This window comes from Synechococcus sp. BIOS-U3-1, from assembly GCF_014279975.1.
GTDB lineage: Bacteria > Cyanobacteriota > Cyanobacteriia > PCC-6307 > Cyanobiaceae > Synechococcus_C.
In genome coordinates, this window is record NZ_CP047936.1 from 700,320 (window position 1) to 723,414 (window position 23,095).

The 23,095-nt window shown below is 58.6% G+C and carries 22 protein-coding genes, 3 tRNA genes and 1 other RNA gene; 10 read left to right on the forward strand and 16 right to left on the reverse strand.

The features are described from left to right. The first annotated feature begins 25 nt into the window (after positions 1-25). An RNA gene (gene ffs / locus SynBIOSU31_RS03555) (signal recognition particle sRNA small type) lies at positions 26-122 on the forward strand. Positions 123-186: 64 nt separating this feature from the next. On the opposite strand, the gene ftsZ is transcribed toward ffs, so the two are convergent. From ftsZ to SynBIOSU31_RS03585, 6 genes are all read right to left on the reverse strand, one after another. Further along, positions 187-1,347 (reverse strand): cell division protein FtsZ, encoded by a 1,161-nt coding sequence (gene ftsZ / locus SynBIOSU31_RS03560; protein WP_186492083.1) that lies wholly within the window; start codon positions 1,345-1,347, stop codon positions 187-189. 72 nt (positions 1,348-1,419) lie between these two features. Continuing rightward, on the reverse strand, positions 1,420-2,262 hold the full coding sequence (locus SynBIOSU31_RS03565) for a cell division protein FtsQ/DivIB (protein WP_186492085.1): 843 nt from the start codon (positions 2,260-2,262) through the stop codon (positions 1,420-1,422). Further along, positions 2,262-2,672, reverse strand: a complete 411-nt coding sequence (locus SynBIOSU31_RS03570) for a hypothetical protein (protein ID WP_186492087.1) — start codon at positions 2,670-2,672, stop codon at positions 2,262-2,264. Before SynBIOSU31_RS03570 ends, SynBIOSU31_RS03565 begins: the two co-directional genes overlap by 1 nt. A gap of 25 nt (positions 2,673-2,697) precedes the next feature. After that, positions 2,698-3,759 carry a D-alanine--D-alanine ligase family protein gene (locus SynBIOSU31_RS03575; RefSeq protein WP_186492089.1) on the reverse strand — a complete coding sequence of 354 codons (1,062 nt, stop codon included), beginning with the start codon at positions 3,757-3,759 and terminating at the stop codon, positions 2,698-2,700. A 39-nt stretch (positions 3,760-3,798) separates the two neighbouring features. Continuing rightward, the gene (gene miaB, locus SynBIOSU31_RS03580) at positions 3,799-5,211 is read right to left on the reverse strand and encodes a tRNA (N6-isopentenyl adenosine(37)-C2)-methylthiotransferase MiaB (RefSeq protein ID WP_370593704.1); all 1,413 of its coding nucleotides are present in this window, start codon (positions 5,209-5,211) and stop codon (positions 3,799-3,801) included. Between the two features lie 1,508 nt (positions 5,212-6,719). Beyond that, positions 6,720-6,792: transfer RNA gene (locus tag SynBIOSU31_RS03585), tRNA-His, on the reverse strand. Positions 6,793-6,836: 44 nt separating this feature from the next. Here SynBIOSU31_RS03585 and SynBIOSU31_RS03590 point away from each other — a divergent pair. The 3 genes from SynBIOSU31_RS03590 to SynBIOSU31_RS03600 all read left to right on the forward strand — a co-directional run bounded on the left by SynBIOSU31_RS03590 (position 6,837) and on the right by SynBIOSU31_RS03600 (position 9,859). Continuing rightward, positions 6,837-7,265, forward strand: coding sequence for a DUF4359 domain-containing protein (locus tag SynBIOSU31_RS03590; protein ID WP_186492093.1), 429 nt, complete (start codon positions 6,837-6,839; stop codon positions 7,263-7,265). Beyond that, a complete protein-coding gene (locus SynBIOSU31_RS03595; RefSeq protein ID WP_186492095.1) occupies positions 7,262-8,509 on the forward strand; it encodes an amidohydrolase family protein in 1,248 nt (415 codons plus the stop codon). Before SynBIOSU31_RS03590 ends, SynBIOSU31_RS03595 begins: the two co-directional genes overlap by 4 nt. 72 nt (positions 8,510-8,581) lie before the next feature. Continuing rightward, positions 8,582-9,859, forward strand: coding sequence for an FAD-binding oxidoreductase (locus SynBIOSU31_RS03600; RefSeq protein WP_370593668.1), 1,278 nt, complete (start codon positions 8,582-8,584; stop codon positions 9,857-9,859). On the opposite strand, the gene SynBIOSU31_RS03605 is transcribed toward SynBIOSU31_RS03600, so the two are convergent. The 5 genes from SynBIOSU31_RS03605 to murA all read right to left on the reverse strand — a co-directional run bounded on the left by SynBIOSU31_RS03605 (position 9,849) and on the right by murA (position 14,387). Further along, a complete protein-coding gene (locus tag SynBIOSU31_RS03605) occupies positions 9,849-10,376 on the reverse strand; it encodes a pentapeptide repeat-containing protein (protein ID WP_186492099.1) in 528 nt (175 codons plus the stop codon). The two genes, SynBIOSU31_RS03600 and SynBIOSU31_RS03605, sit on opposite strands and share 11 nt — an antisense overlap. 23 nt (positions 10,377-10,399) lie before the next feature. Further along, a complete protein-coding gene (locus SynBIOSU31_RS03610; protein WP_186492817.1) occupies positions 10,400-11,569 on the reverse strand; it encodes a bifunctional folylpolyglutamate synthase/dihydrofolate synthase in 1,170 nt (389 codons plus the stop codon). A 66-nt stretch (positions 11,570-11,635) separates the two neighbouring features. Beyond that, positions 11,636-12,856: an aspartate aminotransferase family protein gene (locus SynBIOSU31_RS03615; RefSeq protein WP_255477338.1), complete on the reverse strand. Its 1,221-nt coding sequence runs from the start codon at positions 12,854-12,856 to the stop codon at positions 11,636-11,638. A 112-nt stretch (positions 12,857-12,968) separates the two neighbouring features. After that, a tRNA-Leu gene (locus tag SynBIOSU31_RS03620) sits at positions 12,969-13,050 on the reverse strand. Positions 13,051-13,088: 38 nt separating this feature from the next. After that, a complete protein-coding gene (gene murA / locus SynBIOSU31_RS03625) occupies positions 13,089-14,387 on the reverse strand; it encodes a UDP-N-acetylglucosamine 1-carboxyvinyltransferase (RefSeq protein ID WP_186492104.1) in 1,299 nt (432 codons plus the stop codon). Positions 14,388-14,531: 144 nt separating this feature from the next. On the opposite strand from murA, the gene SynBIOSU31_RS03630 reads away from it, so the two are divergent. From SynBIOSU31_RS03630 to trpC, 5 genes are all read left to right on the forward strand, one after another. Then, positions 14,532-14,615: transfer RNA gene (locus SynBIOSU31_RS03630), tRNA-Leu, on the forward strand. A 430-nt stretch (positions 14,616-15,045) separates the two neighbouring features. Beyond that, entirely contained in the window at positions 15,046-15,294 is a 249-nt protein-coding gene (locus SynBIOSU31_RS03635) for a hypothetical protein (protein ID WP_186492819.1), read from the forward strand. A gap of 1 nt (position 15,295) precedes the next feature. After that, positions 15,296-16,171: a TrmH family RNA methyltransferase gene (locus SynBIOSU31_RS03640; protein WP_255477339.1), complete on the forward strand. Its 876-nt coding sequence runs from the start codon at positions 15,296-15,298 to the stop codon at positions 16,169-16,171. Continuing rightward, complete coding sequence (gene lpdA / locus SynBIOSU31_RS03645) at positions 16,168-17,616, forward strand: dihydrolipoyl dehydrogenase (protein WP_186492105.1); 1,449 nt, start codon at positions 16,168-16,170, stop codon at positions 17,614-17,616. Before SynBIOSU31_RS03640 ends, lpdA begins: the two co-directional genes overlap by 4 nt. A 22-nt stretch (positions 17,617-17,638) precedes the next feature. After that, complete coding sequence (gene trpC, locus SynBIOSU31_RS03650; RefSeq protein WP_186492106.1) at positions 17,639-18,523, forward strand: indole-3-glycerol phosphate synthase TrpC; 885 nt, start codon at positions 17,639-17,641, stop codon at positions 18,521-18,523. A 1-nt stretch (position 18,524) separates the two neighbouring features. On the opposite strand, the gene sodX is transcribed toward trpC, so the two are convergent. The 4 genes from sodX to SynBIOSU31_RS03670 are packed head-to-tail and all read right to left on the reverse strand — an operon-like array spanning position 18,525 to position 20,413. After that, entirely contained in the window at positions 18,525-18,902 is a 378-nt protein-coding gene (sodX, locus tag SynBIOSU31_RS03655; RefSeq protein WP_255477341.1) for a nickel-type superoxide dismutase maturation protease, read from the reverse strand. Positions 18,903-18,928: 26 nt separating this feature from the next. Beyond that, positions 18,929-19,402, reverse strand: coding sequence for a superoxide dismutase, Ni (gene sodN, locus SynBIOSU31_RS03660; protein WP_186492108.1), 474 nt, complete (start codon positions 19,400-19,402; stop codon positions 18,929-18,931). Positions 19,403-19,445: 43 nt separating this feature from the next. Beyond that, positions 19,446-20,048: an FKBP-type peptidyl-prolyl cis-trans isomerase gene (locus tag SynBIOSU31_RS03665; RefSeq protein ID WP_186492110.1), complete on the reverse strand. Its 603-nt coding sequence runs from the start codon at positions 20,046-20,048 to the stop codon at positions 19,446-19,448. Positions 20,049-20,083: 35 nt separating this feature from the next. Then, entirely contained in the window at positions 20,084-20,413 is a 330-nt protein-coding gene (locus SynBIOSU31_RS03670; protein ID WP_186492112.1) for a phasin family protein, read from the reverse strand. Positions 20,414-20,467: 54 nt separating this feature from the next. Here SynBIOSU31_RS03670 and SynBIOSU31_RS03675 point away from each other — a divergent pair, with 54 nt between their 5' ends. Beyond that, complete coding sequence (locus SynBIOSU31_RS03675) at positions 20,468-21,985, forward strand: apolipoprotein N-acyltransferase (RefSeq protein WP_186492114.1); 1,518 nt, start codon at positions 20,468-20,470, stop codon at positions 21,983-21,985. On the opposite strand, the gene mnmA is transcribed toward SynBIOSU31_RS03675, so the two are convergent. Next, positions 21,909-23,078 (reverse strand): tRNA 2-thiouridine(34) synthase MnmA, encoded by a 1,170-nt coding sequence (gene mnmA / locus SynBIOSU31_RS03680; RefSeq protein ID WP_186492115.1) that lies wholly within the window; start codon positions 23,076-23,078, stop codon positions 21,909-21,911. The two genes, SynBIOSU31_RS03675 and mnmA, sit on opposite strands and share 77 nt — an antisense overlap. Between the last annotated feature and the right edge of the window lie 17 nt (positions 23,079-23,095).

Genomic DNA, 23,095 nt, shown 5'->3' on the forward strand with positions numbered 1-23,095 from the left:
GACTTCCATTGCTAACATCGCAAGTGACTCGGACCTATGCGGTTCAGACGCCCAAACTTGGTCAGAACCGGAAGGCAGCAGCCACACGGGATGCTCTGGACAGGCGTGGACTCCGGGTCACCACATTAAAAAACCGACTCCAGAAAGCCTGAGTCGGTTGCCTGATTGAGTGTGCAAAACGCCGAATCAGCTATTTAATCCACCATCCTGTCGTTGTTGACGCTGTCTTAAAAATTCGGGGATGCGAGCACCGGAATCTTGAGATTCAGTGGGGCTGAACGCTGAAGTGGCAGCGCGCGGAACACTTCTCTCGGTGCGATAAGGCTGACCGTTCTCAAACCCTGTGGCAATTACCGTGACGTGAATCTCTCCTTCGAGTCGTTCATCCACCACAGCTCCGACAATGATGTTGGCCTCGGGATCAACTACGTCATAAATCACTTCAGAGGCGCTGGTCATGTCCTCAAGTGTCATGTCGCGGCCACCGCTGATGTTGATGACACAACCCTTGGCACCATCGATTCGAGCAGCCTCAAGAAGAGGACTGTTGATCGCGGTTTGGGCTGCTTCGATCGCGCGTGACCGGCCGGATCCGACGCCGATGCCAAGCAGGGCGGTGCCGGCTTCTGTCATCACCGAGCGCACATCAGCGAAGTCAACATTCACCAGTCCTGGACAGGTAATGATGTCTGTGATTCCCTTCACACCCATGCGTAGAACATCATCTGCACTGCGGAAAGCCTCCTGAAGAGGAGCGCTGCCGATCGCATCACGCAGACGGTCGTTGGGAATCACGATCAGCGTGTCCACATGTTCGGCCAGCCTGGCGATGCCTTCATCGGCCTGGCGCATGCGACGACGACCTTCAAAACCAAAGGGCTTGGTCACAATGCCAACCGTGAGGGCGCCGCTTTCCTTGGCGACTTCAGCGACCACAGGTGCCGCACCGGTGCCTGTGCCGCCACCCATGCCGGCGGCGATGAAGACAAGATCAGCCCCCTGAAGTGCCTGCTGTAAGTCAGCGCGGGATTCTTCGGCTGCTTTCTGACCAATGCTGGGATTTCCGCCGGCCCCGAGCCCACGCGTCAGGGTCTGTCCGAGCTGTACTCGATGTTCTGAAGACGATTGCAGCAGCGCCTGCGCATCGGTGTTCAGAACTCTGTAAGCAACCCCTTCGAGGTCGCTTTGAATCATGCGGTTCACCGCATTGCTACCCCCTCCACCAACACCGATTACTTCAATTCGGGCGGATTGAGAGGGAAGAATTCCTGCTGAATCAGGAGAAGGGGACATCTGACCGCTCACCATCTCCATCGTCGACGTCGAACCATTGAAGTGCGTGTGCATTATGTCCCTACTAGCGACAATCGCCGAATTCAAATAACACTCGTTGTGGTTTCAGCACTGTGCAACCGCTGGTCAGGGTTTGCTCGTTGTCTGCTTTGGATTTGGTTTTAACTGCAATTCGGGCTTGGAGGGGTCAGAAAGGTCAATGCCAGTGCTGGCATTGCCTCGCAGGGTTTCAGGAAGACTGCTGGACAGCTGGGCGATGGTTCTGAGCTGCTGATCCAGCAGACGTTCATTGGACCCCAGTCGCACAAGACCCAGCGTTTTCGTGCGCAGGCTGAGGTCGCCATCTGGAGCGACATAGATCACATTCAACGGACTCCCTAACTGATCGCGTCGCGCCAGCACCGTTGCAATCATCGAGCGCCGGCTGGGAATCCACCCCTCCACACGCACCGCACTGGTGGGGGCTTCGCCTTGACGCGCAACGGTGAGTGGCATCCAATGGCCTTCAACGTCGACCATGCCTTGTTCCTTGCCGTGGGCGCCCGTCCGGCTTGCAGCTGCGATTGGACGCCGATCCTTCAGCTCGATGTCCAGGCCAGGTGGAACGAGACGGCGCTGCACCGACACTGACTGCACCGGCAGTTCGGCCAGCAACCGGCGCTCGAGACGACCGGGTTCCAGGGTGATTAAGGGTCGTGGGAAGCGAAGTCCGGCTGCTTTGACTACCGCGTCACTGCCAAGTCGATCACTGCCTCGAACCGTGAGCTGCTGCTGCGAGCGCAGGCTCCAGCCGGCGCTGAGTAGCACCCAGATCAGTCCGCTTGAGACTCCGCCAAACAGCAGGATGCGCCAGCTCTGAATCAGCTGCTCCCGCCGTCGCTCCTGGCGCAGTCTGCGCCGTCGTTCGACCCCTGGAGCGAGAGGAGCGCTGCTGTGGCTGTTCTCATTGTTGGGTTTCGATCGGCCCATCACAGGTCGCAGCGAGCCTTCGCCATCAACTGATCCATCCAGCGGCGGGCCCGTTCTGCATCCGAGAACGGCACATCCATCTGCCGGCCTTCACCGATCAGCCTCAGTCGGCAGCGACCCTGGGATTCATGGGCCAGTGGTGCATCCCCCGAGGAGAGCGACATCAACTCCACCAGTTCGAGTGTCTTGATCACAAAGCGACCTTCATCCTTAAAGCTGCCGGCATGGAAACTGCTCCAGCACAGCTCGCCGTTTTTCAGTCGTGCTGCGCCGCAGCCATCGAGTTTGGCCAGCTCAGATGATTCGCTCCAGAGCCGAAACAGATTCTGGCGTCGTCGCTCAAGCCAGCCCAGGGATGCCAGCAACACGAAGACCAGCAGCAGCGGGAACCAGAGCAAACCTTGCATCATTGCGGCAGCAGCAGAGGCAGAGGGCTCATTCTTGCGCTGTGGCCACCAGCTCCGCCACCAGCTGTGGCAAAGGCATACCGGAGGCCTCCCACAGCGTGGGATACATGCTCTGGGAGGTAAATCCCGGCAGGGTGTTGATTTCATTCAGCCAGATCCGGCCATCCGCTTCGTCGTAGAAGACATCCACCCGTGCTTGGCCGTAGGCGTGGACGGCGCGGCAGGCATCGACGGCCATGGCCTGAATCCTCTGGCTCACTGCATCGGGTAGGGGTGCCGGGATCAGCGTTTGACTGCGTCCTTCGGTGTATTTGGTCTCGTAGTCGTGCCAATCGGCGTCGAACCGCACTTCACCCACAACAGAAGCTTTTAGGTGTTCACGCCCCAGGACGGCACATTCCAATTCCCTCGCGTTGACTCCCTGTTCCACCACCAAGCGCGGATCGAGTTCCGCTGCCAGCTGCAGGCCTGCCAGCAGTTCATCACGATTACGCACCTTGCTGATGCCGACGGATGACCCGAGGTTGGCGGGCTTCACGAAGCAGGGGTAGCCGAGCTCGTCTTCAACTTTGACGAGCACATGTTCCAGCTGCGGCGGATTGTTGAGGTCAGCCGCGTTGATTCCGAGATAGGGAACCTGGGAGATGCCCGCGACGGCGAAGGCCGCTTTCATGGCGAGTTTGTCCATGCCCACGGCGGATCCCAGCACACCAGAGCCCACGAAGGGTTGTTGCATCAGTGTGAACAGACCCTGCACTGTCCCGTCCTCGCCGTTGGGTCCATGCAGAACCGGATACCAGACATCAATGCAGTCGGGATTCACCGGCAATTGGCGCAGTCCTCTGGCTGGCAGTGGTTGAGGCAGTTCTTCATTGGTCAGTGCTGCTCCACTCTCCAGCACGCTTCTGGCGATGGTGTCCGACCACCACCGCCCTTCACGGTCGATGTAGAGAGGCGTCACTACGAACCTCTCCCGATTGCTGTCATCAGCCAGGGCCTTGATCACCGTTGAGGCCGACCGAATTGAGACGTCATGTTCACCGGACGCACCTCCGAACACCACGCCAACGCGGATCAGGGAAGTCGGCATGGGGGGGCTAGCTGCGCAACGGTTTGCGCCGCAAACGTATCAGCTGTGCACAGGAGTGCCACTGAGAGAGAAGGAACGCACTGCATTGATGCGGACCTGAACGAGATCACCGGGTTGATAGCGACGTCCATCAGAGCCCTCCGCACTGAAGAATGTCAGGCGGTTGGTGCGCGTGCGCCCCATGAGCTGCGTGGGGTCCTTTGGATTGATGCCCTCTGCCAGCACCTCCGCAACCTGGTCGGCGTAGCGCTCATTACGCTCTTTGGCGCAGCGTTCCACCAAGGCGTTGATCTCCTGAAGGCGCGCCACTTTGACATCCTCGGGAAGCTGGTTTTCCCAGTTGGCAGCTGGGGTGTTGGGCCGTGGTGAATAGGCGGCCGTGTTGACTAGGTCAAAGCAGATCTCCTCAATCAGCTGCAGTGTTCGTCTGAACTGGGTGTCTGTTTCGCCAGGGAACGCAACGATCACATCGGCGCTGAGTGAGGCCTCAGGCATGCGTTCACGGATGTGGTCGATGATCCGGCGGTAACGCTCGATGGTGTAGCCGCGTGCCATGGCTTGTAGTACGTCGTTATCTCCGCTTTGGAAGGGGATGTGGAAGTGCTCGCAGAGTTTTGGCAGATCAGCGCAGGCATCAATCAGACGCCTAGTGAAATAGCGAGGATGGCTGGTGGCAAAACGGATTCGTTCAATGCCATCAACGTCATGGACGTGGTGGAGCAGGTCGGTGAATGTGTTTTTGCGCCTTCCTTCGGCAGTGATGCCAGAAAGATCGCGTCCATAGGCGTCGATGTTTTGCCCTAGCAGGGTGATTTCCCGGTACCCCTGAGCAGCCAGCCCTTCCATTTCCAGCTTGATCGCATCCGGCAGGCGCGACTGTTCCTTGCCGCGCACGGAGGGCACGACGCAGTAAGTGCAGCGTTCGTTGCAGCCGTAGATCACGTTCACCCAGCCGCAGATGCTGCTGTCGCGCCGTGCGGTGGTGATGTCTTCAAGTATGTGTTGCTCTTCAGTCGCTACCACCTGCTGACCGCTATCAACCTGTTGCAACAGGGTTTCCAGTCGATTGGCATGCTGCGGGCCCATCACTAGATCCAGTTCGGGCACGCGACGCAAGAGTGATTCACCTTCCTGCTGGGCTACGCAGCCCGCGACGACAAGTTTGAGATGGGGATTGATCCGTTTCCGGCGTGCCTGGCGCCCGAGGTAGCTATAGACCTTCTGCTCAGCGTTGTCGCGGATTGTGCAGGTGTTGTAGAGAACCAGATCGGCGTCCAGCTCTGCGCTGGCTTCTCGATATCCCATTGACTCCAGGATTCCGGCCATTCTTTCGGAATCAGCCTTGTTCATTTGGCAGCCGAAGGTGGTGATCCAGTAGCTGCCCCGCTCCAGGCCTGGAACTTGAGCGGTTGAGGGAGAGGCGGTGACGGTCAAGGCGGAGGGCCGTCCGATGGACCGCCGACGATGGAACCTTCCTTCAGTGTGGTTCACAAATGCCCTGTGTCATCTTGAGATTTAGTTCACGTTCCATTCGCAGGCACTGCCTCGATTTCCGCGGCGCTGGAATGGCTTGAACTGTGATTTGACCAGGTCGGGATCGTCGATTTTGAGGATTAGGGCTGAGCCTCAGCAACAGGTTGCTGTGACCGCTTTCAACGAGCTCTGTCGCTGGTGAAAACTCCTGCCTGTAACTGCTTTGAATGCAAATCGATCAGCCCGAATGATCTGCCCCCGGCAGTGATCTCAATCGTGTTGTGCTGGTCCTTAGAAACTCCCAAACGAATGCAGACTTTGACTCTGCTCTTTGCAGCTGATTGAGGACTGAGCTGAAGAGTGAAGAGTTGAGGAGCTGCGGGCTCAGACTGATTGGCTGGTCTCTTGCTCTGCCAGTTCGCGCAAATAACGACGTCGTTGTGGTGACTCGTAACCAGTGATTTGGTATGCCTTGACAGGCTTGCCAGATCGTCTCCACTCCCGATTGGGAGCAATTTCTCTTCGATTCATTGGGATTCGACTTATCGGTTCTCGCGCAGTGGACCCTTCTGGGCTCTTCGGCGTTTTGTAATTATTGCATAGTCTTAGAGATGTTGCATCGAAGACTGTTCTGCACAGAGTGATGGACAGTCGGTTTTGCTCGAAATTAGAGGGATTCTTTGGCTCGAATTTGGTTTGAAACGACCTGTTCTGCCTACTTGGTCTGCTTGCGGTTCGACATGCACAGTTTCTGATGCACTTTTCTTTCTTCACGGTTTGAGCCGTTCATCTGAGTCGTACATCTGAGTCGTACATTGCCTATGGCATCCGATTATTTGCAGCATCGTCACCTTGTTCTTTCACTCGAGGTTGGATTGCTGCACTTTCAGATGGATTTCCAGGATGTAATCGCTTGCTTTACAAGGCGCTTCAGATCCACTGATGCCGTGTTCTTCTGCCTTCAGAAAGGAGGTTCAGAAGCCTGCTACACGAAGCAGTGTCTCCAATGCGGCGAGTCCCAACAGGAATGTGGCACCGAGAAAACTTGCCTCTTTCAGTCCTTTGGACATGAGCGTGCCCCCCAGAAAAATTCAGCTTTCTGAAGTGAACATTAATCAGCAGTGCTGCTCGAAATTGCACTCAACACAAAAATATTTTTCGCCTATCGATGACAATCAAGTTTCTACAGTGATCTGTGTCATTGCTCTCCAAAAGCCTGCTTTTGAGGCTGTCTGCGCAACAAAAAATCGTGACTTTTCATTGAGTTAATGATTTTTTGTTGCGCGGTTGTCTTGCGCGTCAGATGAGTCTCCGGAGCTGCTTGTTGTTGATTTGTGGGCGGCGCTCCTTTCTCAGCCTTGCAAGGCGTCGAGCAGTTCGGCGAGCGTCTTGCACGTTTGTGCAGAGCTCCCTCGCCCTTATGGAGGGGACGATCTGTTTCGGGCCTGATGACCTCGTCAACAGAGAACCTGCTCAAAAGGTGAAAGGGCGAGCGAGGGGATTTGAACCCCCGAATGGCGGCACCACAAGCCGCTGCCTTAACCACTTGGCGACGCCCGCCGCGTCGGTAAGAATCTAGCAATCCGCCCTGCAGTCACACCCCCATGTCTTCGCCTCGTCGGCGCTGGCCTTCAGTCACGGCTGCTGCTGCAGTGTTGGTGGTGGCAGGAAGTAGTGCTGCACTGTTCGTGACCAATCCCACCAGGGACGATTACCAGGACTTTGCAGGAGACACATTGGTAAAGCTGGCCACCGAGGAGGTCTGCGAGCGACAGGCCTTGCCGATGGTGCTGCAGCTCTGGATCAGTGACTGTCCACGCTTGATCGCTGATCAGGAGCCGGCGCTTGCTTTGCTGGCCGACCAGTTCACTCGTCGCTGGAACCTTGGGATTGCCAGTGTTTATGTCACGACTGTCGGTGGTCAGAACCTGCTGCCTGCCTTGCGGTTGCCGCGCTACTCAGTCACCAGCCTTGGATTAGCAGGCCAATTTGTGGTGCTCAATGCCGATTCGGATGCCGGCAAGCTCGAATGAGCACAGCACGTGTTTCGTTGTCGTCAGGTGAGCTGAGAGCACGCTGTCCTCGTTCTTTGCTCGATCTGGGTTCTGACGCATTGCCAAGGGCTGGTGTGGATGGATTGATTCCCGTTGTCCTCACCTGGTCTGGTGGCACAATCCGGTCGGTGAGGGCTACGTCTGAGGCCACCGGTCTGGTGTTGCCCCGATTGGTAGAACCCCATGCGCACCTGGATAAAGCGTTCTCCTGGAACGAGTATCCCAATGCGGAGGGCACTTATTCAGGAGCATTGGCGGCCAATTTCAGGGAGCATGAGACCCGCACGGCTGAGCGCGTTCAGCAGCGAGCGGAGCGTGCTTTGCAATTGGCTTGGGACCACGGCCTGCGGGCCGTGCGCAGTCACATCGACAGCCTGGGACCAGGCGCGAACTGCAGCTGGCAGGTGCTGTCTGATCTGCGAGCTCAGTGGCTTGATCGGATCGAGCTGCAGCTTGTTGCTCTAGTGCCGGTGGAGCACTGGTCAACGGTCGAGGGTGAACATCTGGCGGCTGAGGTGGCCAAGGTTGAGGGAGTGATCGGTGGTGTTCTTGCTCCTCCATGCAGAGGTCGAGCGACCCGCAGGGCTCTGCGCCGACTGCTCGAGCTTGCGGATCAACACGGCTGCCCTGTGGATCTACACATCGATGAAGCGGCCTCTCATCCAGCTGCTGGGATGCGTCAGCTGCTGCGTGTGCTCGAAAACATGAGCCTTTCAGTTCCGGTCACCTGCAGCCATGCCAGCAGCCTTTCGCTGCTGTCAGCCGGTGCACTACAGCGGTTGGGTGCCCGTATGGCCCGTCAGAACCTGCAGGTGGTGGCGTTGCCGCTCACCAATGGCTGGTTGCTCGGTCACCGAGACAACGAGACCCCCCTGCGTCGACCGCTGGCACCCATCCGCCAGCTGCAGCGTGCGGGCGTTTCCGTCGCTGTGGGTGGTGACAACGTGCAGGATCCCTGGTTCCCGGGAGGACAGCTTGACCCTCTTGCCCTAATCGCGATGAGTCTTCCTTTGGCCCAACTCGCACCCTGGGATGACCATGGGATCAAGCCTTTCGGCACCGATGCGGCTCGTCTGATGGGCCTTGCCTGGGACGGTTGCCTGCGTACCGGAGCACCAGCGGATCTGATTCATCTGCCCGAGGCTGGCTGGCCTGAGTTGCTGGCGATGGCTTGCCGTCGCCGCGTTCTTGCCGGTGGACATTGGGTGCAGGATTGGGCGTAACGCACTCCAGACCGACTAATGCTTACTGATGCCCTGAGAACTGAGTTGGCAGCAGTCCCTGGCCTCAGGTTGATGACGCTGCCGGAAGAACTGGAACGGTTATCCCGTGATGCCTATGACTACTCGCCCGTACTTCGGCAACGGCTGGCTCATTGCAGAGCAGAGCTCGTGGTTCGGCCAGAAACCGTTGAAGCCGTTGTTCATGTGGCGGCAGCCTGTCGGCGTCATGCGGTGCCTCTGACCCTGCGCGGATCAGGCACGGGCAATTACGGCCAGTCCGTACCGCTGGAGTCTGGTGTGGTGATGGTGATGACCCATCTGCGTGCAGTGCGTTCCATTGATCAGGTCAGTGGCGTTGCTGTGGTTGAGTGCGGATGTTTGATGAAGGATCTCAATCGGGAGCTGGCTGGTGTTGGCCGCCAGCTGCGTCTGATGCCGAGCACCTGGCGCAGCGCCACGATCGGTGGGTTCATCGCAGGCGGTTCCGGAGGCATCGGTTCCGTGCGCTGGGGGTTTCTTCGCGATCCGGGGCATCTGCTTGGGCTGGAAGTGGTGACCATGGAGCAGGAGCCGCGGGTTCTCCAGCTCGATGCCTGCGATGCCGAGGCCTTGAATCACGCCTATGGCACCAATGGAATCATCACAGCATTGCGGCTGGCCACGGCAGTGCGGGTTGATTGGCAGGAAGTGGTCGTGGATTGTCCGGACTGGAAGACGGCAGTGGAGTTAGCAAGGCGTTGCAGTTCTGCGGCGATCGACCTGCATCTCTGCACCGTTCTAGAAGCCGCTGTGGTCGAGCTGCTACCGAAGTGGGATCTGCCTCGGCGTCGCTCTGATCGCCTTTTACTGCTGGTGGCCCCTGATGCAGTGAGTACGGTTCAGCGGCTGGCGGCAGCTGTGGGTGCTGAGCTGACCCATCTGGGAGCGGAGGCCGACCGCCAAGGCAACGGTCTAAAGGAGTTGAGTTGGAATCACACCACCCTGCATCTGCGCCAGCGGGACCCCGACTGGACCTACCTGCAGATGCTGCTCCCCCAACCGGAGATCAACTGTCTGGAGACTCTCAAGCAGGCCTGGGGTGATGATCTGCTCTGGCATCTGGAGGCTGTGCGGCAGCAGGGAGTTCAGCGCATTGCTGCGCTTCCTCTGGTGCGCTGGCGTGGCGCTGATGAATTGGAGCGGTTAATGCAGGAATGTAGGAATCTCGGTGCACTGATCTTTAACCCACATGTGCTCACCGTGGAGGGTGGCGGCCTTGGTGTGGTCGATGGTGATCAGGTAGCGACCAAGCACCGTTACGACCCTGCGGGTCTGCTCAACCCAGGAAAACTGGGTGGCTTCAGCAGCTGAGGCTGTCGCGGGTGGAGATACCTGTGCTCGGATTGATGCCCTCAGCGACCTGGCAAAGTCGGCGCTGATCATCCCGATCCAGCAGGGCGTCGCTGAAGTCAGCACCCTCCACATCGGCTCCGGCAAAGCTGCTGCCGGCAGCAATCACACCGATCAGGAGGGCATCGCGTAGATCCGTGCGCGAAAAATCGGCCCGGTCCATCAGCGAATCGCTGAGATCGGCTCCATGAAAATCAGCTTCAGCAAAGGCCCCTTGCGTGAAGATCGCTCCATGCAGATTGGCGCCACTGAAGTCAGCGCCGCGCCCCACAGCGCCGGCGAAGGAGGTGTTGGTCAATTGCTGGTCGTGAAAGTCAGCATCGCTCTGATTGGTGAGTGTGTAGTCCACCCGGTCTTGAAACAGCGCCCTGTCTTGAAGGCCCACCCCAGCAGAGGTGTCGAGGGCCATAGCAGTCAGGGGCGTCAGCCAGGTCATCACCAGGGTGAGTGCAGCAAGCACCTTCAGCAGCGATTTCATGGTTTCAGCGCGTAGCTTGACGTTCACTCTGCCTCCAATGTGCCGTTTTCCATCAAGTGGCCGATCAGATAGAGAGATCCGGCGATCACCGGGACGGATTTGGGCCAGCCCTGTTTTAAAAGTTGATTGAGAGCATCCAGAGCAGTCTCAGCTGACCTCAGTTGATGGGCCTGCAGCGGCAGCGCTGGCTTCAGTTGCTCCAAGCTCCAGCTGCGATGCCCAGGCACCGGCACGACCCAGGCCTCATCTAGAGGGCCAAGCAGCTGTTCAAGCATCTCTGGTGCCTGTTTCTGCGCCTGGATCGCCAGGATCCAAATCTGCCTGCTGCTAGCGGATGACCAGCTGCAGCGTTCCCGTGCCAGCGCGATAGCGGCCGGTGGATTGTGAGCACCGTCCACCCGCAGCCTCAGGCCCCTCCAGCGCATCCACTGCAAGCGGCCTGGCCAGCGTGCCGCTGCAAAGCCTTCACGGATCGCTGGGTTTGAGATCACCTTGCTGCGCGCGCTCATCCACTGCAGTGCGGCCGCAGCCACGGCCCCATTGCGTTTCTGCAAGGCCCCTGAAAGACCCAGGGTCCAGCTTTCATCCAGTGCATCGACCCACTGCAGAGTGCCTTGCACCTCGTACACCCGTTGCTCGAGCACAGCAGACACCTCGGGTTCCTGGGTAGCACTGATCACGTGCGCACCCTCACCGATGGCCGCGGCTTTCTCTGCAGCAATGGCCTGGAGGCTGGGGCCCAGATGCTCCCGATGGTCCATGCCGATCGACGCCACAGCGATCAGAGGCCGCCAGCTGTGGGCGGTGGTTGCATCTAGCCGGCCTCCTAGTCCTGCTTCGAGCACCAGCCAGTCTGGTTTCTGGGCTTCAAAGTGAATCAGTGCGGCACAAATCAGCTGCTCGAACGGAGTCAGACGGCATTGTTCCGTTAATGGTTGCAACTGCTCGAGTGTGTGTCGTAAGGCCGTGATGGAGATCAGCTGGTCGTTGACGCGGATGCGTTCACACCAGCTCACCAGATGGGGCGACGTGGTCAGGCCTGAGCACAAACCGGCCGCCATCAATCCATGGTGGATGAGGCAGGCGATGGACCCCTTGCCGTTGGTGCCAACGACCTGGACAGCAGGAATCGAATGAGCTGGTCGGTGTAGCTGCTCCAGAGCGATCGTCATCCTGTCCAACGACAGATCCATGCCACGAACGTCAAAGCGCGGCAGTAGATCACTGAGTTCGTGGGGAGGGTGACCCGGCTGCTTCACTCAGCTCACGCGGTTCAGGGCTCGTTCGAGGCGTGTGAGCAGGGCCTGGATCTCTCGGGCATTGATCACAAGAGCGGGCACCATGCGCACGACCTGAACACCGGCGGGCACCACCAGCAGCTGTTCGTCGAGAGCTGCTTTCACCACGTCCATCGCAGTGATCCCGCAGTCTTGCTTGAGGACCAGGCCTTGAAGCAGCCCCCATCCACGCGATCCCTCCAAATAATCAGGGAAATGTTTCACAAGTCTGTCGAGGCCTGCACGCAGCTGGTCGCCACGCTCTCGCACGTTGCGCAGCAGCTTGCGCCTCTCGATTTCATTCGCCACGGTCAAACCAGCCTGGCAAGCGAAAGGGTTGCCGCCGAAGGTGCTTGCGTGGTCGCCCGGTTGAAAGAGATCGGCGTTCTGTCGCACCATCAGTGCTCCGACGGCGTGTCCGCCTCCTAGGCCTTTGGCCAGTGTGAGGGCATCGGGACGAACACCGAGTTGCTCATAACCCCAAAGCGTGCCGGTTCGGCCCATCCCCACTTGCACTTCATCAAAGATCAGCAGGATGTTGCGTTGATCGCAATGCTTTCGAATCGCCTGCATCACGTTTGGGGCACCGGGATTCACGCCTCCTTCGCCTTGAAGAGGCTCGATCAGCACTGCAGCTACGCGTGGACCGTTCTGTTCCAGCCGCTCGAGCAGCTGTTCGAAATCCGCAAGATCGTTGTATCGGAAAAATTCAAAGCCTTCCACCATGGGTTCAAATCCCTCGTGGTATCGGGGTTGACCAGTGGCGCTCACCGCCGCCAGCGTGCGGCCATGGAAGCTGGCCGCGGCGGTGATGATCACGGGGCATTCAATGCCCCGACGCAGATGACCATGCTTCCGGGCCAGTTTGATGGCAGCTTCGTTGGCTTCAGCACCTGAATTGCAGAAAAACACGCTGTCTGCGCAGCTGTTGTTGACAAGCCACTGCGCCAGCGCTTCCTGTTCCGGAATTCGATAAAGATTGGAAACGTGCTGCAGTTTGCGCAGCTGGCCGGTGAGAGCCTTGCGCATCGCTCTGTTGCTGTGTCCCAGCGTGCAGGTGGCGATGCCGGCAACGGCATCGAGATAGCGACGGCTTTTGTTATCCCAGACCCAACAACCTTTGCCGCGCTGGAGGGAGAGCGCGAAGCGGTTGTAGGTGCCCATCACCGCATCGGACGGGGGCACTGGCGCTGGCTCCACCATGGATCGTTCAGGGCTATTCCCGTGGGGAAATCAATGACCAGTTCATTGTCTCGCAGTGTCCTGCTGCTTTGGCCGTGATTAGCTCAATCCTGTCGGAGACCTTGAGGATCAATAGGAGCGGTCGGACTTGAACCGACAAACCCGAAGGCGGCGCATTTTGAGTGCGCTGCGTCTACCAATTCCGCCACGCTCCCGCAGTTCGACCTTAGGTGATGCAGTTCAGAGGAGCGTTTTAGGGACAGTGACGTTGCAGATTTGCCCCGCTGGCCGTGAGTTTCGCTTCAATTCCGGCGTAGCCCCTGTCGAGGTGGTTCAGGCCGCTCACGTGCGTTTTCCCCTGTGCCACCAGCCCTGCAAGCACCATTGCGGCTGAGGCTCGCAGATCGGTTCCGTTCACAGGAGCTCCACTGAGGGAGGGAACACCTTCGACGACAGCCGCGTTGCCTTGAACACGGATGGCCGCACCCATGCGCTGCAGCTCTGCCACGTGCTGCATGCGGTTTTCGTAGATCTTCTCGGTGATCACGCTGGTGCCCTGGGCTGTCGCCAGCAAGGCCATGAACGGTGCTTGCAGATCGGTTGGAAAACCAGGGAAAGGCTGTGTGGTGATGTCAATGCCTTTGATGGTGCCCGGAGTGATGACAATGCCATCGCCATCGATCTCTAGACCGCAGCCGCAGTCGCGCAGTTTCTGGAGCACGGAGCTGAGGTGATCAGGAATCACCGGGGCGACTCGCAGCGTTGAGCGCGTGATTGCGGCTGCCAGGAGGAAGGTGCCTGCTTCGATCCTGTCGGGAATGACCGTGTAGTCGCAACCGTGCAACCGCTCCACCCCTTCAATGGTGATGGATGGACCGCCGGCTCCGCTGATGCGTGCCCCCATGGCATTGAGGAGGTTGGCCAGGTCCTGAACCTCCGGCTCCTGGGCTGCGTTCTCGATCACGCTGGTGCCTTCCGCCAAGCTTGCAGCCATCAAAATTGTTTCGGTGGCTCCGACGCTCGGGCAGTCGAGAACAATCGAGGCGCCCTTCAGCCGTTTGCGATGCCCTGGAACAGTGGCTGAGACCACGCCATGCTCAACAGTCACTACGGCTCCGAGAGCTTTCAAACCGCGGATGTGTTCCACCACAGGGCGTGCACCGATGCGACATCCTCCTGGTAGGGGAACTTTGGCGTGGCCCATGCGAGCGAGGATCGAACCGATCGCGAAAAAGCTGGCTCTTAGGCCGTTAACGAGCTCGTAGGGAGGTTCCGCACTCGTGAGGTCGGAAGCCTGAAGGTGAATCGTTTCCGTGCTGCGTCTCACCTTCACTCCCATCGAAACCAGGATGCTTTCCATCCCGTCGATGTCGGTGAGAGGAGGCACGTTGCTAAGGGAGAGTGTTTCTTCCGTCAGCAGGGCAGCCGTCATCAGCACGAGCGCGGAATTTTTGGCGCCGCTCACACGAAGCTCTCCGTGCAGCTTGTTCCCGCCTTGGATCTCAAGATGTGGCTTGAGAATGTCTTGAGACGCGGGTGCCGCGGCTGTCATCCCTGTTATTTCCTGCCGAGTGCTTATCTTGACGGCTAGGCCTGAGACCGTCTAGACGACCGGCCCCCAAACTGTCTTGGCGATCGACTGAAGGGCCGAGTGCCGATGTCGTATGTTTCACGAGTCGCTATGCGACGCACGCCGGCGGATGTGGCGGAATTGGTAGACGCGCTAGTTTCAGGTACTAGTGGCAGCAATGTCGTGGGAGTTCAAGTCTCCCCATCCGCATTGATTGAATCGAACTCTCGATGAGACCCTAGTCAGGCCTTGAATTCGGCCTCACTTCTGAGAGAATTTTTTGTTTCACTGATTGATCATCAAGGATGTCCTTGTTTGACCTCAGTGTGGCTGGTTGGCTGTATGCACGACGCCTAAGTGGAACGCGTTAGATCACTGTTCGCATCGTCTTCGGACAATCACACTCAGCTTCACAGGCTTTTGATCGCACTGATTCAGAGAGGTCTTTGAACGTGAGACTCTGCACTTACGGGATCACTTGCAATTGACCCGTCTTCGGGGATTGAGCTCAGGTGTTGCCTGTGGTCAGCTGAGTGCTGCGTTGATGGCTCAGATCGCTGCGCTGATAGCCGGAGTGTGGCAAGAGTTCAACCTTCGCCATCCGAACTATCTTGTTCTCAGAAGGCTTCAACCACTGCCCATGATTGTCCTGAAAATCTCCAACTCGTCAGAGGTTGTGGCGTCCAAGGTTGGAAAGTTTTTGGAAGCCCTGACTCCCGATAAGGTCGACCAGGCAGCAGTTGAAGACCAGGTCATCAAGAAGCTGGTTGAAAACCTCGCGGCTGAGGGGATCAAGGGTGAGATTGCGTCCGTCAACGGCGTCGATATCGAGGGCAGTGAACTCAGCCTTCACGATGGGTTGAAGGTGCGGAAGCACACCAGCTTCTGAGGTGAATCAGCTTCCGGGATCCGGTGTTGACCTGATCACCAGTCGTCGTAATCCGCTTGTTCGGCGTCTGCGATCTCTGGCTACGTCATCAGGGCGTCAGCAGGATGGTCATCTACTGCTGGAAGGCAGCCATCAACTTCGGGAGCTGCTGTCACTGCGGCGACGGCAGAAGGGACCAGTCAAGGTCATGGCAACACCTGAATGGCTGGAGTCCCACGCGGATCTGATCGATCGGTTCGCGGATGACATCGATCTGCAGCTCATGGCTGAGGAAGCGCTCAGAGCAGCCCTCTCCACGGTCAATCCAGGCGGAGTGGCATGTCTCTGGCCGATCGACCAACTGCCCGTGCCTGCTGAATCTCCATCGTTTGTCCTAGCCCTTGATCGCGTTCAGGATCCCGGCAATGTCGGTACCTTGCTGCGCACTGCACTTGCAGCTGATGTCGGAGAGGTTTGGCTTGCAGCTGGCGCTGATCCTTTGGCTCCAAAGGTGGTGCGTTCAGCCGTTGGAGCAGTGCTGCGACTGCCGCTCAGGCGGTTAGGTCCTACCGACGCGATTGGCATAGAGCAATTGACCGACAAGCTCAACGCAGCCCGTGACCGTGGCCTCCAGGTGGTGGCAGCGTTGGTTCCCGATTCAGGTTCCGGGATGCCGGTGATTCCTTACTGGCAGTTGGACTGGTGCCGTCCCACTGTTTTGGTCCTCGGCAATGAGGCAGCAGGTCTGCATCCATCGCTTCAGGCCTGCTGCAGCCATGGGGTCACGCTTCCCCACAGCAATCAAGTCGAGTCTCTCAATGTCGCCTCAGCAGCCGTTCCTCTCCTTTTGGAACGCCGACGGGCGACAATGACGGCCTCCATGCAGCTGCCCGGGTGAGCGACGCCAGTTTCGACTTCGATGTGATCGTGATCGGTGCCGGTTATGGCGGTTTCGATGCCGCTAAACATGCCGCGGATCACGGTCTGAAGGTGGCGATTATCGAGTCACGGGACATGGGCGGAACTTGCGTGAACCGCGGTTGTGTTCCCTCCAAGGCTTTGCTGGCAGCATCCGGCCGCGTGAGAGAGCTGGCCGATGCGAAGCATCTCTCCAGCTTTGGTATTCATGCGGCACCAGTCCGCTTTGAGCGTCAAAAAATCGCTGATCACGCTAACGATCTGGTGGCCACAATCCGCACCAACCTCACTAAGACGCTTGAGAGGGCTGGTGTCACGATCATCCGTGGACAGGGACGACTCGATGCTCCACAGAGAGTCGGAGTCCGGGAGATCAGTGGTGTTGACAGGATTCTCTCTGCACGTGATGTGATCCTCGCCACTGGCTCTGATCCCTTCGTTCCGCCTGGTATCGAGACGGATGGACGCAGTGTCTTCACCAGTGATGAGGCCGTGAATTTGGAATGGCTTCCTCGCTGGATCGCGATCATCGGTAGCGGTTACATCGGCTTGGAATTCGCTGATGTTTACACCGCGCTCGGATGTGAGGTGACCATGATCGAGGCCCTTGATCGGGTGATGCCGACCTTTGATCCCGACATCGCCAAGCTTGCTGCGCGCAAGCTGATTGACAGTCGTGACATCGACGCTCGCTCAGGAGTGCTGGCTAAGTCGATCAAGCCCGGTTCACCTGCTCAGATCGAACTGGTGGATATGCAGACCCGTGAACCCGTTGAGACTTTGGAAGTCGATGCGGTGCTGGTGGCCACGGGCAGGGTGCCCAGCAGCAATGGCCTCAATCTTGATGCACTGGGCGTTGAAACCAACCGGGGCTTTGTGCCCATCGACGACGGCATGCGTGTTCTGACTGGCGGTCAGCCCGTACCCCATCTGTGGGCCGTGGGGGATGTCACCGGCAAGCTGATGCTGGCCCACACCGCCGCTGCTCAGGGCACGGTGGCTGTTGACAATATCCTCGGCCACACCCGTGAGATCGACTACCGCAGCATTCCTGCAGCCACGTTCACGCACCCTGAAATCAGCTCAGTGGGGTTGAGCGAAGCCGATGCCAAGCAGCAATCTGCTGATCAGGGTTTCGAGCTGGGCGTGGTCCGCAGCTACTTCAAGGCCAATTCCAAGGCTCTTGCTGAACTGGAGAGTGACGGCCTGATGAAATTGCTCTTCAACAAGATCACCGGTGAGGTTCTCGGTGCCCATATCTACGGCCTCCATGCCGCCGACCTGATTCAGGAGGTCTCCAATGCGGTGGCCCGTCGACAGAGTGTGCGCCAGCTGGCTACCGAGGTGCATACCCACCCGACTCTCAGCGAAGTGGTTGAAGTGGCCTACAAGCAGGCGGCCGCTTCTCTCATCTCCGCTGCCTAAATCAACCTCTCACCATTCCGTTATGGAGTTTCGTCGCCGTCCACCCAATCCCAAGATTCAGGTGGCTCATCTCGAATATGCCATTCCTCATCAGGAGAGTGAGCCCCGCAACATTCTTGAAAAGATCGTCTGGGAGAAAGACCGGGAAATTGAATCAGCTCGCCAGCGCATGCCTCTGGCGCAGCTGAAAGCTCGTGTTGCTGAGCTCCCTCAGGCAAGGGATTTTTTGGCGACGTTGCGATCGGCTCCTGTTCTGCCGGCCGTGATTGCTGAAGTCAAAAAGGCCAGTCCCAGTAAAGGAGTGATTCGTGAGGATTTTGATCCTGTTGCGATTGCGCGCTCCTATGTGGCGGGTGGTGCCAGCTGTCTTTCTGTGTTGACGGACAAGACCTTTTTTCAAGGTGGTTTTGATGTGCTTGTCGCCGTTCGCGAAGCAGTAGATGTGCCTTTGCTTTGCAAAGACTTCATTCTTAGCCCGCATCAGCTCTATCAGGCGCGTGCTGCCGGGGCTGATGCCGCACTGTTGATTGCCGGCATTCTTTCTGATCAGGATTTGTCCTATCTGAGCAAAGTGGCTGCTGCAATTGGACTCACCGTGCTGGTGGAAGTGCATGACCGCGATGAAATGCAACGCGTTCTTGCCCTCGGTGGATTTCCTTTGATTGGAGTAAACAACAGGGATCTCACTAGTTTTGAGACCGACCTCGCGACCACAGAGCAACTAGCTGAACAGTTCGACGAGGCTTTAAAAGCTCAGAACACGTTGCTGGTGAGTGAGTCGGGTCTGTTCGCTCGAGCTGATCTCGACCAAGTTCAGGCTGCAGGTGCTGCAGCTGTGTTGGTGGGTGAGGCTTTGATGCGTCAGCAGGACGTTGAGCAGGGCCTTCGCACACTCATCTCCGGTTGATTCAGGTCCTGTCGCTGGGTAGATCTGTCGATGAGATCACAGCAGTCACTTCACCAATCAAGCGATCCAAGGGAACCTGTCCAAAGTGACGGCTGTCGGTGCTCGCTTCTGGGTTGTCGCCTCTGAGCTCCAGCCAACCATCGTTCGACGGCCAGACGCGCTTGGTGATCACCAGATTGATCTCGTTTGGGTGACGACACACCACAACGGTTCCAGGTGTTGGTGACTGGTCACCTTGTCGCCGCAGCTTCACCAGCAGCCGTTGTTTCGGTTGAAGACTCGGGAGCATCGAGTCGCCCTCCACCTGGAACAGTTTGCGACGTCCCATAAAAAACAGCAGCAAGTCCTTGAGACTTGCTGCTGGAAGTGGAGTATTCAAAGGGATGCACCCAGATGGTGATGCACTCAGGATGCAGTGACCCAGGCGTCGTTGCGGCCTTTGGACTGCCAGAACATGCCATGAACTTTTTCGACTGCTGCCATCAGCTCTTCGGCTTTGCCTTGATCGATGTTGACCTTGCAGGCGCTGCAGAGTTTGGCGGCTTTCCAGAACGTGTCGTGCAGGTCCGGGAAAGTAGCGAGATGGTCGGGCTTGAAATAGTCCGTCCAGAGAATCATCAGCTCTTTTTTGGCCTTGGTTGCTTCCTCTTCCTTGATCGCCACGTAGCGCGAAAAGGTGTTGTTGTAGTGAGCGAGAGCTGCCGCGTCGCCAGCTGCAGGCGCTTCCATGGCCTTTAGCTTTTTGGTCATCGAGAGAACAGCTTCTGCTGCGACCCGAGCTGAAGCAGGGTCATAGACCCCACAAGGACCATCGCAGTGGGCTTGTGCTGCTTCAGCTGGTAGTGCGCGAAAGATGGCTAAGAGTGCCGAGCGGAACATGTGGGTTGATGGTCAACTGCCGTTTGCTCAGCCTAAGTGGCGCTCAAGACTTGATGTCGAGCAGCTCGACTTCAAAAATCAGTGTTGCGTTCGGTGGAATGACGCCGCCGGCTCCGCGGGTGCCGTAGCCCAGCTCAGGAGGGATCACGAGCTTGCGCTTGCCGCCAACTTTCATGCCCTGCACACCTTCATCCCAGCCTTTAATGACCTGGCCGCGTCCAAGGGGAAAGGTGAAGGGCTTGCCGCGGTCATAGCTGGCGTCGAACTGCTTGCCGTTCTCCAGCGTTCCTCGGTAGTGCACCACAACGGTCTGACCGGCGACGGCTTCAGGGCCGGTGCCGACCTCAATGTCGGTCACGCGCAGCCCGCTGGCAAGGATCTGCGCTTTATCGGCGCTCATGGGTCCTCCGAGTACCGATGCATCGGCTTGGTTGGAGTCGGGTGCCATGGCGAAAAGGGTGGGATTGGTCTCATCGGGATCCAGTTCCATTGGACTGGATGCAGTGTTCAAACCAGCGGTCTGAACGATGGCAGCTTGCGCTGCAGGTGCTGCAGCAATCACGGTGGATGGAGCCACGATCTGACTGACGAGAGCCACGATCAGGCAGGCCACGCAAACCGCGGAACTGATCAGAATGTCGCGCACTGGAGGTCCGTTCGTTCTTGCTGATTCTGGCAGGCTTACTCCTGTCGATCGCGTTGGCGCAGCTGTTGCTCGAGTCGGTCGATCCGACCGCGAAGCTCATCCAGTTCCTTCTGGCTGGCGAGACCGAGATCCTGAAGCAAGTTGTCGCGGTTGCGTTCGAGGTTGCGACCCATCTGCTGCTCAAGTTCCGGTGTTTCCCCACGCAGAGCCTTGAGAACGTCATCCACAAGTGCGGAGGCGTGGGTCGCATCCATTCGTCCACTACTGACCCATTCCTGGGTCACATAACGAAGACGGTCAGCCACCAGGGTGGTGGTTCCGAGACCACGGAGCAGCAGCAGCTGAAGGGGGTTGGCGGTCTCCATCGAGAATCGCAGTTGAGTCTGAATTCAGGATGACGGCATCCAATGGTGCTGACCATGGGCAATGACCGATCCCTGCCATTGCTTAGGGGATTGAGCGGTGGCGTCCTCGCAGGACTTGGCCTCTGTCTTTCAGGCCCCTGGTGGATGGTTCCCGCGTTGGCGTTGCTGTGGTCGGTCGTCCGATCTCCTTTGGCCGCGGCGCTCTGGGCCGCGGTGGCTGTGGCCATCAGCCATCGCTGGTTGTTGGCCCTGCATCCCCTGACCTGGCTGGGGGTGCCGGCTCCCTTGAGCTTCCCACTTGCCCTGATGGTTTGGTTGGCCTGCTCCTTATCCGCAGCGTTGCTTGTGGCGGGATGGAGTTTGTTGGCACGTTGGCTGCCCGGTCGCTGCGGCTTGCCGCAGGCCTTGGTTCTGTCTCTGGCCTGGGGCCTGAGCGAGACGCTTCTCGCCAGGGGGCCTCTCTTCTGGATCGGTGTCGGCGGCAGCGTTCTTCCTGCTGACCGTTGGCTTGCAGGCTTGGCCGGTTGGATCGGTGCCGGAGGCCTGGCCGCCGTTCAGCTGTTGCTGGGCTGGTGGCTCTGGCAGTTCTGGAGCGCGGTACGCGCTGAAGCAGAGCAGCGCTGGCGGCTGTTTCGCTGGGGTGTTCTTGCCCTGTTGGTGATCCATGGTCTGGGTGTCGTGGCCTTGACGGGTTTCGCTCAGGGCATGAAGGACGACCAAGCGGCATTGTCGATGGCTCTGTGGCAAACGGCGATCCCCACCCGTGAGAAGTTCAGCGTTCGCCGGCAGACAGAGCTGCCTCGGCGATTGCATCAGGCCATGGAGAGCGCTCAACGAGGTGGGGCTCAACTGCTGATTGCTCCGGAGGGCACGCTGCCTGTGAAGTTGGGGATTGAACCCGACGGGGGGATTCCCCTGATCAGTGGCGGCTTCCGCTTCGTAGCGGGCCAACAGCGCAGCTCGCTCCTGCTGATGACACCAGAGGCATCTGGAATGTCCAACAGCATCGACAAGCACCGCCTGGTGCCTCTCGGGGAATGGGCTCCCTCCTTGCCTGGGCTTGCCGGATTGTCGGCGGTCGGAGGCCTGCAGTCAGGAGAGCCCTCCAGGCTTTGGCGCTGGGGTGGCCCACCCGTGGCAGTGGCCATTTGTTACGAGATCAGCAATGGAACAGCCATTGCCGAGGCGGTGGCGGGTGGCGCGCAATGGATCCTGGCTGCAGCCAATCTCGATCCTTATCCACTACTGCTGCAGAGGCAGTTCCTGGCACTGGCACAACTGCGCAGCCTGGAGACAGCCCGGCCACTCGTTTCGGTTGCCAACACCGGCCCCACGGCTCTGATTGCCGATAGAGGACTGGTTAAGTCACAACTGCCTGCCATGGTCCCGGGGCTGCTGCCTGTTGGGTTGGAACCTTTGCAGGGCATGACGCTCTATGCGGTCTGGCGTGAGTGGCCGCTTTGGCTGATGCTCTTGATCGCAGCCGGCTTTCTACTTAAGGCGAGGTCTGGATCAGCCCCCCTCCCAGCACGGACTCGCCTTCGTAAAACACCGCCGCCTGGCCAGGGGTGATTGAAAACTGAGGCTCGTCGAAGTTCAGTCGACAGCGATGGGGGCGTTGCCCAGCGATATCGGCATCAGTGGCCTCGATACAGGTGAGATCGGCCATGACCGGGCCGCTGCGGTAACGAACCTGCACCTCCACTCTGCGGCAGAAGCCTGGAGTTGGTGGTGCGATCGATACCCAGTTGATAGCGCCCACTTCACAGCAATCGCGGCCTGCTTCTGCACGGGGTGCCACCACCACGCGATTCATCGCTGCATCCAGGCGAACGACATGGAGAGGTTCGCTCCATGCCACACCGAGACCTTTGCGCTGGCCGATGGTGAAATGCTCGATTCCATCATGATTGCCCACAATCGTTCCGTCCTGAAGCACGATCTCTCCTTGTCGTGGCGGCAGATAGGCGTCGAGAAATGCACGCATGGAGCCGTGATGATCGGCAAGGCAGAGGTCCTGGCTCTCTGGTTTCTCCGCAGTGCGCAGTCCATGGCGGCCCGCTTCGAGTCGGGTATCGGGTTTGGTCAGTTCGCCTAGTGGGAACACCACGCGGGACAAAACATCTTGGTTGAGGTCATAGAGGAAATAGCTCTGGTCTTTGCGGGTGTCGAGACCCCTTAAAAGCTTCCAGCGTCCTGTTGCCTCATCCAGGCGAATGCGGGCGTAATGGCCTGTGGCAACCCGTTCGAGCCCCCGTTCCTGTCGTGCCCAGTCGAGCATTGGGCCGAATTTCACCGACCGATTGCAACGGGAACAGGGCAAGGGTGTAATTCCTGCTTGGTAGCCCTCGATCAAGCCTTCCACAATTTCGCGCGCGAAGTTATCGCGCGAATCGACGATGTGATGGGGAACGCCGAGTTGCTCGCAGATTCCTGCAGCATCCACCAGTCCTTCGGCGCAACAGGCGCCCTTGCCGCTCATCAGCCAGAGCGTGAGCCCTTCAACCTCCCAGCCGGCCTCCACCATCAAGGCAGCGGTGAGAGAGCTGTCAACTCCCCCGGAGAGCCCTACCGCCACGCGGTGCTCACCAGGCCAGGTTTGTAGGCGTGCCAGGGCCTGGGCACCGGCTGACGTGGCGGCAATGCTGGGCGTCGCTGCCGACATGGCTGGACGGGCATGAA